Origin of the sequence: Nostoc sp. ChiQUE02 (assembly GCF_034531305.2) — a bacterium.
Taxonomy (GTDB): Bacteria; Cyanobacteriota; Cyanobacteriia; order Cyanobacteriales; family Nostocaceae; genus Nostoc.
This window is the reverse complement of the sequence record NZ_JAVRBN020000014.1, coordinates 84357-98332: the sequence shown is the minus strand read 5'-3', so window position 1 is coordinate 98332 and position 13976 is coordinate 84357. Positions and strand designations below refer to the sequence as shown.

At 42.6% G+C, this 13976-nt stretch carries 13 protein-coding genes; 7 read left to right on the top strand and 6 right to left on the bottom strand.

Annotated features, from left to right (window positions below; all coding sequences use genetic code 11):
* Positions 1-291 precede the first annotated feature (291 nt).
* A complete protein-coding gene (locus tag RM347_RS16690) occupies positions 292-2139 on the bottom strand; it encodes a vWA domain-containing protein (protein WP_322716160.1) in 1848 nt (615 codons plus the stop codon).
* Positions 2140-2230: 91 nt separating this feature from the next.
* Positions 2231-2404, bottom strand: coding sequence for a hypothetical protein (locus RM347_RS16685; RefSeq protein ID WP_322716159.1), 174 nt, complete (start codon positions 2402-2404; stop codon positions 2231-2233).
* Between the two features lie 136 nt (positions 2405-2540).
* Between RM347_RS16685 and RM347_RS16680 the strand changes: the two genes are divergently transcribed.
* Positions 2541-2900 (top strand): Rieske (2Fe-2S) protein, encoded by a 360-nt coding sequence (locus RM347_RS16680; protein ID WP_322716158.1) that lies wholly within the window; start codon positions 2541-2543, stop codon positions 2898-2900.
* Between the two features lie 140 nt (positions 2901-3040).
* Here the strand turns inward: RM347_RS16680 and RM347_RS16675 are convergent, their stop codons facing one another.
* The gene (locus RM347_RS16675) at positions 3041-3583 is read right to left on the bottom strand and encodes an Hsp20/alpha crystallin family protein (protein ID WP_322716157.1); all 543 of its coding nucleotides are present in this window, start codon (positions 3581-3583) and stop codon (positions 3041-3043) included.
* 419 nt (positions 3584-4002) lie between these two features.
* Between RM347_RS16675 and RM347_RS16670 the strand changes: the two genes are divergently transcribed.
* Positions 4003-4212 (top strand): hypothetical protein, encoded by a 210-nt coding sequence (locus RM347_RS16670; RefSeq protein WP_322716156.1) that lies wholly within the window; start codon positions 4003-4005, stop codon positions 4210-4212.
* Here RM347_RS16670 and RM347_RS16665 read toward each other — a convergent pair.
* Positions 4209-4451 carry a hypothetical protein gene (locus RM347_RS16665; RefSeq protein ID WP_322716155.1) on the bottom strand — a complete coding sequence of 81 codons (243 nt, stop codon included), beginning with the start codon at positions 4449-4451 and terminating at the stop codon, positions 4209-4211. The genes RM347_RS16670 and RM347_RS16665 overlap by 4 nt on opposite strands.
* A 264-nt stretch (positions 4452-4715) precedes the next feature.
* Between RM347_RS16665 and RM347_RS16660 the strand changes: the two genes are divergently transcribed.
* Together RM347_RS16660 and metX are read left to right on the top strand one after the other, a co-directional pair.
* The gene (locus RM347_RS16660; RefSeq protein ID WP_322716154.1) at positions 4716-6020 is read left to right on the top strand and encodes an O-acetylhomoserine aminocarboxypropyltransferase/cysteine synthase family protein; all 1305 of its coding nucleotides are present in this window, start codon (positions 4716-4718) and stop codon (positions 6018-6020) included.
* Positions 6021-6127: 107 nt separating this feature from the next.
* Positions 6128-7207: a homoserine O-acetyltransferase MetX gene (gene metX / locus RM347_RS16655; protein ID WP_322716153.1), complete on the top strand. Its 1080-nt coding sequence runs from the start codon at positions 6128-6130 to the stop codon at positions 7205-7207.
* 142 nt (positions 7208-7349) lie between these two features.
* Here metX and RM347_RS16650 read toward each other — a convergent pair whose 3' ends face one another.
* On the bottom strand, positions 7350-7526 hold the full coding sequence (locus RM347_RS16650) for a hypothetical protein (protein ID WP_322716152.1): 177 nt from the start codon (positions 7524-7526) through the stop codon (positions 7350-7352).
* A gap of 270 nt (positions 7527-7796) precedes the next feature.
* Between RM347_RS16650 and RM347_RS16645 the strand changes: the two genes are divergently transcribed.
* A complete protein-coding gene (locus RM347_RS16645; RefSeq protein ID WP_322716151.1) occupies positions 7797-10409 on the top strand; it encodes a tetratricopeptide repeat protein in 2613 nt (870 codons plus the stop codon).
* A gap of 539 nt (positions 10410-10948) precedes the next feature.
* On the opposite strand, the gene RM347_RS16640 is transcribed toward RM347_RS16645, so the two are convergent.
* Positions 10949-12469 (bottom strand): PLP-dependent aminotransferase family protein, encoded by a 1521-nt coding sequence (locus RM347_RS16640; protein WP_322716216.1) that lies wholly within the window; start codon positions 12467-12469, stop codon positions 10949-10951.
* Positions 12470-12685: 216 nt separating this feature from the next.
* On the opposite strand from RM347_RS16640, the gene RM347_RS16635 reads away from it, so the two are divergent.
* Both RM347_RS16635 and RM347_RS16630 read left to right on the top strand, forming a co-directional pair.
* Positions 12686-12901 carry a hypothetical protein gene (locus RM347_RS16635; protein WP_322716150.1) on the top strand — a complete coding sequence of 72 codons (216 nt, stop codon included), beginning with the start codon at positions 12686-12688 and terminating at the stop codon, positions 12899-12901.
* A gap of 375 nt (positions 12902-13276) precedes the next feature.
* On the top strand, positions 13277-13957 hold the full coding sequence (locus RM347_RS16630) for a DUF2996 domain-containing protein (RefSeq protein WP_322716149.1): 681 nt from the start codon (positions 13277-13279) through the stop codon (positions 13955-13957).
* The last annotated feature ends 19 nt before the right edge of the window (positions 13958-13976 follow it).

The window sequence follows — 13976 nt, the reverse complement described above, 5'->3', positions numbered from 1 at the left end:
AAAGTTAAAAGTCAAAATAGATTGCCTTTTACTCTTTACTTTATGATCCTGACAGTCTCAGTCGGCTAAGGCATATTTACTTGGCATCTTTTAAGGATTGGGCATTGGGCATTGGGCACTTGTACTGAGCGGAGCCGTTGGCGCAGCCTCTCGTAGAGAAGCATTGGGCATTGGTTATTAATTCTTCTCCTCCTCCGCTTCCCCTGCTCACCCTGCCTCCCCTGCCCCCCCCCTGCTCCCTGCCCCCCTGCTCCCTGCCCCCCGGCTTCTTCCCCAATCCCCAGTCCCTAATCAATTGGTAGTAGTGGGTTGCACAAATCGCTTAATTTCACCACAGGCAATATAAGACTTGCCATCGGGTGCGGTTTTGACTTCATCAACGACGTAAAGCATTCCTTCCTCGCGCACCGATCGCGGAAAACGCATATTCCAATCCGGTTCATATCCGTCGGAAACAACCCTAGCACGTAGCTTGCTGCCATCTTTGACACACTGAACTAAAATGCTGTCTCCTACACTGTCAGTTGTGGGAAGATCAGCAGCACTGGCAGGGCCTTTGGAAGCTTTGCCTGTGTTAGTTTGATACGATTGTCTAGGGGCAACAAAGATATCTGTTTCACCGGGTTGAGCAAAACGGGTGATATCACCACGTACACGGTAGAAAGTGCGATCGCTTGAGAGTTCCAGCCCTTCAACAACATAGCGTGCTCCCTCGGCACGAATGGCGCGGGGAAACTGGACATTCTTAGTTGAATCGTAGCCTTCGGACACGACTTTGACCCGCAGTTTACCCCCTTCACGAACGCAGGACAATTCAACACCTGAACCGACTTCATTGACAATCGGCATCGCGTACACTTCATCGCCAGTAGTGACACCGCGACCCACCAGATCGCTGCGATTGCGCGTCATTGTCTGGTAAGTCTGATCCCGCATTTCTTTACGTCCGGCATTGCCTAGAGCTTTTTGAGCAATCCGACCTGCAAAATACTCAAGCTGATCGATCTCTTCAGCAATTTCAAAATTCTCATTCAACCCTCTATCCCGCAAATCTTTCACAAGCGCACGGAGGATTTCTTCAGCTTCTTGATGCCTGCCATGTTCAGCTAGATCGAGAGCAGTCTCTTTGGCCTTAGCGATGGTGAGGCGGCTCAGTTCAAGAATGATATGACTCGTAGAGGCAAAAGCTGCTTCTTCAACAGTGCCAACTTTGGCGACGACATCTACTGTGCCTGACACGCTTTGAATCAGGTCATCTTGCACAACATCGGCGCTGTAATGCAGTTTCATCACAGGTAAATTACCAACTTGAGCGCTTGATATCACCAAACTCAAGCCGAGAAGTTTGTCTTCGCCCTCGTAAAGCTCTCCCAAGGTGAGGACAGCTTTACCAGCGTCATTCTGGCTAACTTTAGCAAGACTTAAAGTATCAACAAGGCTGACACCATCAGCCAACTCCAGCGTAACTTTGAGGTTCTGTCCCACTACTGCTCTGAGACTGTCTAGCTCAATACTAAAGACTTCAGTTGCTTCGTCGATGCTCTGAATAAAGTAGAAGTTGCCTGTGGCCGCTCTTGCCATACCAATCAGCAGGTCTTCATTGAAACCCTGAGCAAAACCTAACGTAGTTGTGGTAATGCCTTCCTCAGCTTTTTGCCCCGATGTCGCCGTGAGTACCTTGGGGTCTTGAATGCCCATATTGGCGTGACCATCGGTCAGCAGAAGAACACGGTTGATTTTTTGCGGATCAAGTCGCGTCTTCACATGTTCACAGCCTTTGAGCCATCCCCCCGATAAGTTGGTAATACCACCTGCTCTAACCTTGCGGATAGAATTTTTCAGTACAGGCTTGTTAGTCACAGCTTGGGGTGGCACAACGCTGTCCACTTCATCGTCGTAAACAACTACTGAGAGAATGTCATCTGGCTCAAGTTGATCCACTACCGACTCAGCGGCTTTGAGTGCATGATGCAAGGGAGCGCCTGCCATAGAGCCTGAACGGTCAATTACAAGAGAAAGGTTAAGGTTACGTCGAGGAGATTCAGCTATGTCAGCACGAAAACGTAGCAGAATATTAGTCTTTAATGAAGATCCTGCGGGAAGGATAGACTGGTCAAATTCGTAACTTGTCTTAATCATTTTTTGTATCCCTTCAAATTGTCTGTTATAAGCTACAAGCCCTACGATGTCAGGATAGGAAGTGCTCTCTTTAGTTTACCCAAAAATCATTTTATTCAGTGTCAAGCTGCAAGTTAATGTAATATTTGTAGCTATTATTTATCCCCAGCGTAGGCATAGCCTGCACTTCTCTACGAGACGCTACGCGTAGCTTGCTTCCACGTTCGCGTAGCGTGCCGTAGGCAAGTGGTACGGCATCTTTGCTCACCAGCCGCTCAGTGAGCATCGTAGATATCGCTCTTTCGGGAAAAGTTTCCGATCTAATGACTTTATCCTTCTCCACTCTCCCAGTACTGAAAGGCGATCGCAATGGTCACAATTGCGGGAAACTGAAAGCAGATTAATTAGGAGAGGAGAACCTAATGAGCTGGACTAAAGTTCTTGCAGTCGAAGCACTTTCCCCAGGTACGCGACAAGTGGTAAAAGTTGGTAACCGGAAAATTCTGGTTTTGAATCACGAAAATCAGCTTTATGCTGTAGATAACACCTGTCCTCACTTAAAATTACCGCTGAAAAGTGGGAAAATCACTGAAAGTGGGGCAATAGTTTGTACCTTCCATCGCAGTGCTTTTGACCTGCGGACTGGTGAGGTAAAAGACTGGTGTTCTTGGCCACCTGGTGTAGGTAAAGTACTCTCGTTGGTTTCACAACAAAAAGCATTGCCAGTGTTTCCGATTCGTGTGGAAGAAGGCAGTATCTGGGTTGATGTGCAAGAGGAATAGTACCCTCTTCCTGAATTTACCGAAACGGTGCTGAGTAAAAAACAATAAAAACCCCAGCCGATGAGTTTAGCTGGGGTTTCTATCACAATTTATCTCTTTCAGAGATTAGGAACTATACATTGAGAGAATAAAACATTTTCTCAACCAGTTTGAACGCTTTGTTGTGATGTAATGTTGGGTTGGGTGTTACCATTGCCAGCTTCTATAGAAGCTGTAGCACTTTGAGATTGACCTAAATTGACTTTGAATACCTTGTTTTGCTCTTGCTCCAGTTTGGGTAAAGTCAAAATTAAAATCCCATCTTTCAGGTCTGCCTTGACTTGTTGATTCTGAACTTTGCTTGGCAGAGGAACTACTCTAGTGAAGCTGCCATACCGGAATTCAGAATGAACTTTAGTATTAGATTGGGAATGTTTTTCGTAACGATGCTCACCAGTAATCGAAACGGCATCTTGAGTGACTTGAACATCCAAGTCTTTAGCTTCCACGCCTGGAATCTCGACTCTTAATAGCAACTCTGAACCATTGTCATGTAATTCAACCGCAGGAACCCATGTTGTTCTCGGTGATGCAGATATCTCGGAGTTACCGCGCTCGGCTGCTGTCAGTTCAGAGAAGAGTTGATCCATTTGACGACGCAGAATTTCCATTTCACGGAATGGTTCCCAACGAATGAGTGCCATATCTCAATCTCTCCTTAACTTTCTAATTCACGTTTGGGTAATCAAACAAAGTTTTAGAGGTATTTAGAGGTTTCAGATATTAAAGCAATTATCGAACCTCTAGCTTTTTAGAGAGAAAGTTTATTTGCTTTCTTTATTTGCTTTGTTTCTTCTCTCTAGTAAGTAATTTAATAAAATAAAAATCTAAAAACAGTTGGGTAAACCGTACAGACAGAAGTTGCATTTACCGTATAAAAATGTGGGGAATAGCGTCGGAGCTTGTCCAGAGTTGTTAGAGGAATTCTATAAAAAACGGTGTTGCAGAATAGTGGGATGAATTAGAGCAAGCAGGGGAGGCAGAGGGGCAGGGAGCAGGGGGATTTTCAGAAGGGGATTGAACCCCACCTGAATATTGCTACTGAAGAATTCAGTGGGGGACTGTGACCCCTGCTCCACTTCGTTCCGCTGCAAGGGAAGTAGGAGACAGTTTTTTCTTGCCTCTGCCTCTTTTTGGAGCGATCGCATCTATTCATGTTTTCAAAAAGCGTAGACGCTTCCTCGACTTATTGCAGATATGGTCCCCTTGCTCATCCCAAGCAGCATCAGAAGTGCCAAAAGTCATTCAGTATGCCAAAAAATTCCCCTCTTAACCTTGGGGGCGATCGCAATGATAAGGATAAAGCCACTCACACTTGAAAAGTCCGTGGGTATGTTTTTCAAAAAAGGTTCCAGCATGACGTCCAGGTGATATGTCGATCCCAGCCTTGGTTTTAATTTCGTACAGCCAAGGAAAGGCTACTACTAAAACAGTAATGACACCGAAGATGGAGAAAATCGTGGTTCTAGTTTTGGGCAATCTTCGGGAATTGCTGTTGTGGTTCTGAGGCATACGTAGTACAGGTGACAAACTAAGAATCTATCTTAGCCTAAAGCTAAAAATGTCGTCCGAGGCGGGGATCAATATTGTCTGTTTTCTGATAAAATCTTCACCCAGATTTAGGAGAAGCTTGTTTTGGTTTTAGCTAAAGATGGGGAATCGTGGGGGTGAACAGTTAAAATACGGTAAGCCTTCCAAATAACCGTTGATTAATCCAACACAACGCAGAAATAGTATATTACTTGCTTATATAATTGGAAACTCGAATAATTGCTTATGTCTGAACAATATCGTTTTGAAACCCTGCAAGTTCATGCTGGACAAGAGCCGGCTCCTGGAACTAATGCTCGTGCTGTACCCATTTACCAAACGACTTCTTACGTTTTTGACGACGCCGAACACGGAGCGCGGTTGTTTGCTCTCCAGGAATTTGGTAACGTTTACACCCGGATCATGAACCCGACGACGGATGTATTTGAAAAGCGGATTGCTGCTTTAGAAGGGGGTGTAGCAGCGTTAGCAACAGCTAGTGGGCAGGCGGCACAATTTTTGGCAATCAGTACGATCGCTCAAGCTGGGGATAATATTGTTTCCACTAGTTTTCTGTATGGGGGAACATATAATCAGTTCAAAGTATCCCTACCACGTTTAGGTATTAACGTCAAGTTTGTTGAGGGAGATGAGCCAGAAAGTTTCCGTCAGGCGATTGACGATCGCACCAAAGCTTTATATGTTGAAACCATTGGCAATCCTCAATATAACATTCCTGACTTTGCCGCTTTAGCTCACATTGCCCACGAAAACGGCATTCCTTTAATTGTGGATAATACCTTCGGTGCTGGTGGATATTTAGCTCGACCCATTGAACATGGTGCAGACATAGTAGTAGAATCTGCAACTAAATGGATTGGTGGGCATGGTACTTCCATTGGTGGCGTAATTGTCGATTCAGGTAAATTTGACTGGGGTAACGGCAAATTTCCTCTGTTTACTGAGCCAGCACCTGGTTATCATGGGCTGAATTTCCAAGAAGTATTTGGCCCTAGCGGTTCCTTTGGCAACATTGCCTTTATTATTCGTGCCAGAGTCGAGGGGTTACGGGATTTTGGCCCATCCTTGAGTCCATTTAATGCTTTTCTTTTACTGCAAGGATTAGAGACTCTCTCCCTACGTGTAGATCGGCATGTGAGCAATGCTCTAGAATTGGCACGGTGGTTAGAGCAGCAAGAGCAAGTATTATGGGTTAACTATCCGGGGCTTCCTAATCACCCGTATCATGAACGAGCGAAGAAGTATCTCCGGCATGGGTTTGGGGGAGTTTTAAACTTTGGCATCAAAGGTGGATTGGAGGCAGGTAAAGCTTTTATTAATCATGTAAAATTAGCGAGTCATTTAGCAAATGTTGGTGATGCGAAAACCCTCGTTATTCATCCCGCTTCCACAACTCATCAACAGCTAAGTGATGACGAACAGCTTTCAGCAGGTGTGACACCCGATTTGGTGCGCGTATCAGTGGGAATTGAACATATCGACGATATCAAAGAGGATTTCCAGCAGGCATTCCAACAAGTTAGGATTTAGTTCTTGAAAAGAGGCAGAGGGGCAGGGAGCAGGGGGCAGAGGGGAAAACTCTTCTCCCTTGCTCCCTGCTCCCTTGCTTCTTCCCCACTCCCCACTCCCCACTCCCTATGATCTACTCAGACTTCGTCTCACCGCAAACCCAGTTTTACCAGTTGACAGAGCCATTTCAACTTGAAGGCGGCGAAATATTAACTGGGGTTCAGGTTGCTTATCGCACCTGGGGACAGTTAAATGCCCAAGGCAATAATGGGGTACTAATTTGTCATGCCTTAACTGGTTCGGCTGACGCTGATGATTGGTGGGAACCTTTGTTTGCTTCAGGGAAAGCTTTCAATTCAGAACGCGATTTTATTGTGTGCAGCAATATTTTGGGAAGTTGTTACGGTACAACTGGGCCAACTAGTATCAATCCCATAACGGGAAAGCCTTATGGTGTATCCTTCCCTGAGATTACAATCCGAGATATGGTTCACCTGCAAGCTGCACTACTAAAATATTTGGGTGTTCAATCTCTGCGTTTAGTAATTGGTGGCTCACTCGGTGGGATGCAAGCAATTGAGTGGGCATTATTATATCCAGAAAAGGTGAAAGCGATCGCACCCATTGCTGTTTCTGGTAGACATTCAGCTTGGTGTATTGGATTAAGTGAAGCCCAAAGACAGGCAATTTATGCCGATCCAAACTGGCAAGATGGGAACTACACCCTGGATGCGCCCCCAACTCAAGGACTAGCAGTGGCGAGAATGATGGCGATGTCTACTTATCGTTCTTGGGATAGTTTTACAATCCGCTTTGGGCGGGAGTATGATGCATCTGAGCAGTTTACTATAGCGAGTTACTTACAGCATCAGGGTCAAAAGCTAACAGAACGATTTGATGCCAACACTTACATTACCCTCACCAAGGTAATGGATCGCCATGATGTTGCACGCGATCGCACAGTTCCTAATTTATCAGATTATGAATCTGTTCTGCGAAGCATCCAGCAACCGACTTTAGTTGTCGCAATTGATTCTGATATCCTCTATCCTCCAGTAGAACAACAAGAATTAGCAAATTTAATCCCTAATGCTCAACTGGCGTGGCTGAAGTCAACCCACGGACATGATGCATTTTTAATTGACATGGCTGCATTGAATGAAATACTAATCTCTTTTCGGCAAAATTTAGATTTTTCAGCTTCTTAACTCGACAGATTGAGAAAAAAGCTTGGAGTGCCGAGTTATGTGATGGAATGATGGAGTTGAAAAGGCGATCGCATTTAAAATGATTAGTGCGATCGCTCAAAATCAGCCTATCAAAGCAGACTTGTTTTGTATAACTGTACCTTTAGACATTGGGTTTATTTTTACTGTTCTTTGCGTGACTAATATAAATGATTACCAAGCAGTAAATAGCTAAAGGAGTTAGTGCGATCGCCACAGGTGGGTAAATCGTGTAGAAAGTAGCCACAATTTCGGCAACCCCCAAAACCATCAAAATAAATTCAGCTTGTTTGCGTTTCATAAGAATTACTCTTAAAACGTTGATAATTCCATGAAACAATGCACAATCACAAGTTCAGTCCCAAGCTGTCTGAAGTTATTACCGAGTTATTTCCTAGTTATTGCCAATTCCCAAGTTATTCCCAACTTAATACCTAGCCAGATTGCTAGTACAATAAGGCAAAAGGCAAAAGAAAGAATGCTTATTTTCTAGGCTTTTCCCAGATTTTAAATGGGTAGCTTATTTACGCCGCCTTGTACTAGACTCTAAATAAATGTACTGTCATAAACCATGCCGAGAGGAACTAAGGTTCGTCAAGACTGTATTATAAAAGTTAAGCAAGCACTAAAGGTGAATGGTTTCTCGCGACAGCAAGATTTAGCTGTCAAGTTAGGATTTGCTTTAAACACAGTCAACACTTTTCTAAACGGCAGAAATGTTGACCATTTAAACTTTGAAGAAATCTGTAGAGAATTATCACTCAATGTCCAAGAAATAGCTGATTTCAGCGAGACTGATGTAGAGGTAGCACAGGAAGAGCAAAAAACTGATTCGACAGTGCAGACTCAATCTGTTACTGAAGTTGATCTGGGCGGGCAAAATGCCCACCCCACAAGAGAAACAAGGGTTGTATTAAATCAAGCTATCCCAGAAGTACCCGTGTGGAAGGGGCGAGATGAACTCCTTCAAGAGTTGCAAACCAAATTACTGCAACCAGAAAATTCGCTTAAGGTATTAGCACTCATTGGACAAGGAGGTATTGGCAAAACCAGTTTAGCCGTAAAACTTTTAGAAGCACTGGGCGTTAATTGTGGAAGATCCGCCCTAACTCCCGTTGAAAAAGGGGTGAATTTAGAAGAGTGTCCTTACGAATGCGTTATGTATTTCAAAGCGCAAGAGGGGACAAGTTTTGATGATGTCGCAGAATTTCTACTAATTGAAGGCTTGGGTATTCAAACAGCAGAGACGTTGAAAACTGCTGATGAAAAGATAGCCAAAATTATTGAGGGGTTGGCGCAAACACGCACTCTTGTAATGCTGGATAACTTAGAAAGTATTTTACAGCCTGCCAACCATCCGCAAGCAGGACGGGCGATTTCAGCAGATTGGGGTAAACTGCTAAACGCCCTAGTCTATCAGCAGCATCAATCTCAAACTTTATTAACCAGTCGAGAAGTGCCAGCAGATTTGGCAGATAGGCATTATGAGGGTGCAGAACCAGATTCAGAATTAGTGTATATCGAGAGAATTTCTGGAGTGGCGACAGTCGCGGGAGTTGAGATTTTGCGACAGCGCCAACTGAGAGATAGTGTACCAGATTTGCAGTGGATATCTGAGCGCGTTGAGGGACACGTATTTTTGTTAACCCAACTGGCGGCTATTGGTAAGGGTAAGCCTGGGTATCTGCGGAAGCATCCAGAATTAGTGACGAAAAAGGCTGAACCCATTCTCAAAGAACAACTGGCAAGACAAAGTGAAGCAGCGCGAGATTTACTCAGCCGGATGTGTGTGTTGCGGGTGGGGATAGATATCCGAGGTTTAACTTTCTTGCGGTTATATACAGATGATTGGGATATATATTTTTCACCTTTAATAGCAACAGATTTACCAGACCCTGCTGAGTTAACAGATACTAAAATTATTAGTAAAACTAAAGAAATTGTAGAGTATTTAGTTAATAGCAGTTTAGTGCAAGAGCGTTATGATGAAAAAAAGTGTGAAATATTTTATGACTTGCATCTGGTGATTGTGGAGTTTCTCAAAGCAGAATTTAAAGATGAACTGCCCAATCTATTCAAAATTGTTTATAAGTTCTATTATTCTGGCAAGGATATTGAAAATCCTAAAATTTTAGAAGACCTGCATCCAGCACTGGAAGCTCAATATTTTGCTTTTCAGTTAAGTAGATATGATGAATCATTAGAATTGATAATCGATCCATTGAGTAAATACCTCAGACGGTGGGGATACTGGTCTTTAATAATAAAGCTATATGAGGAAATATTACCGTATAGCAATGATTTTCATAAGTCTTTGATTTGTTTAGAGATTGGATATGCATATTTTAAATATGGTAATTTAAAAATTGCAGAAAGATATTTTAAAGAAGTTTTATGTATTGAATCAAATCGAGGAAATAATGAATATATAGCTAATTGTTTCTATTTAATAGGCAATATTAAATTTCATATAGGTAGTTATGATGAAGCATATGATATGTATCAAAAAAGTTTACAACTATGGGAAGAATTAGATTCTAAACTTAACAAAACAATTATTTGGAGTTCGCTAGGACATATTGAGAATAATCGAGGTAATGTGGATGAAGCCGAAATATTATATAAGAAAGCCTTCCAGCTAAGACAATATCTGAAAAGTGATGAGGGCATAGCAATTTCTCTGACTTCCTTAGGAGATATTGAATTGAATAGAGGACATTTAGAGGAAGCTAAAAATTTTTATCAACAAGCTTTAGAAATTCATATACAATTAAGCTCACGTCCTCGTATAGCACATTTATATTGTTCATTAGGATACATTGAACGCAAACATAGTAAATGGAATGAAGCTAAAAGTTTCTATCGGCAATCTTTGAAATTGTGGAGAGAACTAGGCGATAATTCGGGTATAGCGATATCAATTGGTTGTCTAGGAACAAATGAACTCGGAAGAGGCAATTTAAAGGCAGCAGAAAAGCTTTTAAAATATGCTTTAGTAAAGATGCACGAATTAGGAATTACTGGACATATTGCCAAAACTAATTACTCTCTAGCACACCTTGAGCGTAAGCGCAGCAATACAGAACTTTCCCAACAGCATTACAACACAGCACATCAAATATTTCAGCAATTGGGTGCGGCGAAGGATTTGGAAAGAATCGAGCGCGAGTGGGAGCTAGATTAATCCTAATGATGAGCGAAAACAGATTAATTTCCATACTTGCCAATAATCCCAAAAGTGAATATTTGCAATTTTAGGAATACGTAGGCGTAGCCCGTCGTAGACATCGCTACAGGCTTGTGTTTTGAACGAATGGGCTTGTGTTCTGAACGAACGGCCTTGTTTTCTGAACCAATCGTTATGCACATAATAGCCAATTTGGGCAGTGCGTAAGTTCTATGTAAATATTTTTGTCCGACTACTTACAATACGGTTCGGTTAAGGTTATTTGATCAAAATAATAGATTCCAAACACTCAATAAATCCCCGTCAAGACGAAGGACTGATCATTGTAGAGACGGCGATTTATCGCGTCTCTTGCCTTAACCAAACAGTTTTGCGACTACTTAAAAGCCCAACATTCCAAGTTTTGAAGCTCAAGTGATGAGGTTCAGAGGTACAACTATAAAGATACATATACTGCTACAAAAACAAATGTATAGCAGTGATTTATGATTCCCAAGATGTGTTAAAGCGAAGTACATTAGCACATTTGTGCCAACCTACGAACTGTGAACAAGCGACTGATAATTAGATATGCGATGTTTGACAACAAGCCGTTCTGTATCTACGCATCCTTTGGAAATATACTTTTTCAGCAACTTACCCACAATCGAAATACCTTGCTCAATCTCCTCTGGCGGCATACAGAAAGTTAGACGCATCGCTGGATAACCCTGTTTATCAGGGAAAAATGCCGAACCGCACGCCAAATACACATTTTGTGCCAAAGCTTCCTTACGAATTGTGCCAATCGGAAAATCATCTGGTAACTGTACCCAGAGAAATAATCCACCCGTGGGAACTGTCCACCGGATCTCTTCAGGAAAATAACGCTCCAAAGCTTGCAACATAGTATTACGACTTTGCAGATTATCTGTACGAAGTCGGCTGAGGTGACGGCGGTAATGTCCTGAAGCGAGATATTCGCTAACTATTGTTTGCGAAATACTGGATGTGTGCAAGTCATGGAGCAACTTCCGCTCAATAATTGCTTGATAATGCTTACCTGTAACTACCATATAGCCCACTCGTAAACCCGGCATTAAAGTTTTAGAAAAGGTACTTAAATAAGTCACCAAATTATTTTTATCTAAAGCTTTAATTGGCGCTGGCACAGCATCAAAATTTATTCCTTCATAAGCATTATCTTCTAAAATAGGGCACTCATATTTTTCGGCTAATGCTAATAATTCTTGACGATGAGCTTGTGTTGTCGTCAATCCAGTCGGGTTGTGAAAGGTACTAATCGTATAAATTAATTTCGGGCGGTGGCTGTGGAGATATTGCTCTAATAAATCTAAATTCATTCCCTCCGCAGTCATGGGAATGCCAATAATTTTAGCTCCTAAATTTTCTAAAATAGAAATTGCACCATAATAGGTGGGAGCTTCGACAATCACCCAATCACCAGGTTGTACATAATAATTCATAGCTAATGACAACCCTTGCTGAGAGCCATTAGTAATAATTAAATCCTCTGGAAAAACTTCTAATCCTTGATGTACTAGCATCTGGGCAATTTGTCTGCACAGAGTTAGTTGCCCTTGAGGCATCTCGTGGGGAAAGAAAATATCAGCATCATCTTGCCTTAATGCTCGTCTAGCAATGAGGTTGATATCTTTTGGTGGACGAGGATAACCGTAGCCAAAATTAATCATTCCTGGCTGTGTTTGTGCTTGCACCAGTGGAGTATACATCTCATAAAAAGAACACTTTCCTGGTTTTGTAATTATGACATTTTGGGCTGGAGCGAATTTAGATTCTAGGTTGGCGCTTTTAAGAGAAACGCTGCTGACAAAGTATCCTGAACCTTGACGGGCAGAAACAATACCATCTGCTTCTAAAACGTTATAGGCTTCAATAATCGTGAGTTTGTTAACTTGTAAACTCTCTGCCAGAGAGCGGATAGAAGGGAGGCGATCGCCACTTTTGAGTGCGCCAGATTTAATCAGACGACTGATGCGATCGCGAATCTGTAAATAAATGGGTTTGTGTGACTGCCGTTCTAACAAAATTTTCATTTTGGCGCACTCGTCAATGACTAAATAATCATCAATACTGGCAATATAAGCTATTTTTACCAACTTTACCTAGTACAGTTAGGAGTTTTTTTACTATACCAGTTGAGATGCTTCTTAACTGTACTAGATCAAATACGCCAAAACTGTACCTTCTCAGTTAAAAATTCTTACGTAAAAGTAAAAGTAATGGTTCACTATTTATCAGGTGCTTTCACTATGAATAAATTTAATTTTTTGTTAAATTTACAAAAATATTGGCAACATTTTGTCATCTGGATGAGTAGCGGTTCTGACCTCCAAGTTTGGTACGAATCAGACCGTCGTGGTCACACTTCTTGTTGGCACGCCTACGATCCGATCACTGGACGCTCTGCCTGTTTTGGTTCTGAAGAAGAAATGCGAATTTGGATTGATAAATGTTACTACAGATAGCATTTATAGCGTTTTTCGTTTATATGTGATACACCCTGACCTCACTTCTATTCCTCTCTCCTTTTAAAAGTAGGAGAGAGGCTTTGATTCTTACTCGCCAACACTCGTAGAGGAGCCAATGCGTTGCATATTTCTCCCGTTGTAGCAACTGATATAAGGGATTGTTCTTCTTAGGTCTGTATTGGAATCAATTGAGAAGCGTTAGCGAGTCTCCGTACCCCTACTCTTAAAGCTTGCTAGTAAGAGCGTCTCGTAAAGAGCTTCATTACAAATTAGGAATTTCGCGCAGCGGTACTAGTATGTCAAAATAAAAATACCCGATACCTCAAGGTGAGCGATCGCTCCAAAAGCTAGATTAAAGGATTGACCTGAGCAATGGCAGACCCAACCAATCACAATCAAGCGGGAGAAGTAGCTCCCAGCACTGTTGACAAGCAAGCTCCCAGTGTGGCGGAAGAACACGCTCCTAGTACAGACTCACCCGAAGCCACAGATATTCCTACTGCTAACGCGCCAGATCCGAAAGCCGCAAACCCCGAAGATAACCCCAATGCTGCTAAACCGGCTGCTGCATCACCCAAGCGAGAAAAACCCGCAGGCGCAGTAGGCGAAAAACCCGCCGCCGCAACAGGAGAAAAACCAGCCGCCGCAGCTAAAGCCGCCAAAAAGGAAAAAGCCCCATCTGTTGAAGATAAGCCATTTGTAGAGTTCATCGAGCAAGACTACTTGCCAGCTTTACAAAAAGCGATCGCTCAACAAGGTGTGCAAGATTTACAGGTGTCTTTTGCCAAACAGAAGGTTCCAATCACTGGCTTTGAATCCGCCGAAGAATGCTGGCAAATTATCGGCTGCTGGTCGGAAATCGGTCGGCGTCAGTTTAACCTGTATTTCCCCGAAGAAGATATTCAAGGGAAAAAGGGATTTTCCTGCAATGAAGGCAAAAAACCCAGCACTCTTGAGTCATTCTTAATCGATGAGCGCAAAACTACCCTCGATTTGTTGGTATTTGGCTTAGTTCAGCGCTTGGAAGGTCAAAAGTGGTTAGGTATAAATTAGTCATTGGTCATTGGTCATT

Bases quoted from the DNA above. Each gene is read 5' to 3' on its own strand.
- RM347_RS16690 (WP_322716160.1), bottom strand. From the start codon at position 2,139: ATGATTAAGACAAGTTACGAATTTGACCAGTCTATCCTTCCCGCAGGA.
- RM347_RS16685 (WP_322716159.1), bottom strand. From the start codon at position 2,404: ATGCTCACTGAGCGGCTGGTGAGCAAAGATGCCGTACCACTTGCCTAC.
- RM347_RS16680 (WP_322716158.1), top strand. From the start codon at position 2,541: ATGAGCTGGACTAAAGTTCTTGCAGTCGAAGCACTTTCCCCAGGTACG.
- RM347_RS16675 (WP_322716157.1), bottom strand. From the start codon at position 3,583: ATGGCACTCATTCGTTGGGAACCATTCCGTGAAATGGAAATTCTGCGT.
- RM347_RS16665 (WP_322716155.1), bottom strand. From the start codon at position 4,451: ATGCCTCAGAACCACAACAGCAATTCCCGAAGATTGCCCAAAACTAGA.
- RM347_RS16660 (WP_322716154.1), top strand. From the start codon at position 4,716: ATGTCTGAACAATATCGTTTTGAAACCCTGCAAGTTCATGCTGGACAA.
- metX (WP_322716153.1), top strand. From the start codon at position 6,128: ATGATCTACTCAGACTTCGTCTCACCGCAAACCCAGTTTTACCAGTTG.
- RM347_RS16650 (WP_322716152.1), bottom strand. From the start codon at position 7,526: ATGAAACGCAAACAAGCTGAATTTATTTTGATGGTTTTGGGGGTTGCC.
- RM347_RS16645 (WP_322716151.1), top strand. From the start codon at position 7,797: ATGCCGAGAGGAACTAAGGTTCGTCAAGACTGTATTATAAAAGTTAAG.
- RM347_RS16640 (WP_322716216.1), bottom strand. From the start codon at position 12,469: ATGAAAATTTTGTTAGAACGGCAGTCACACAAACCCATTTATTTACAG.
- RM347_RS16635 (WP_322716150.1), top strand. From the start codon at position 12,686: ATGAATAAATTTAATTTTTTGTTAAATTTACAAAAATATTGGCAACAT.
- RM347_RS16630 (WP_322716149.1), top strand. From the start codon at position 13,277: ATGGCAGACCCAACCAATCACAATCAAGCGGGAGAAGTAGCTCCCAGC.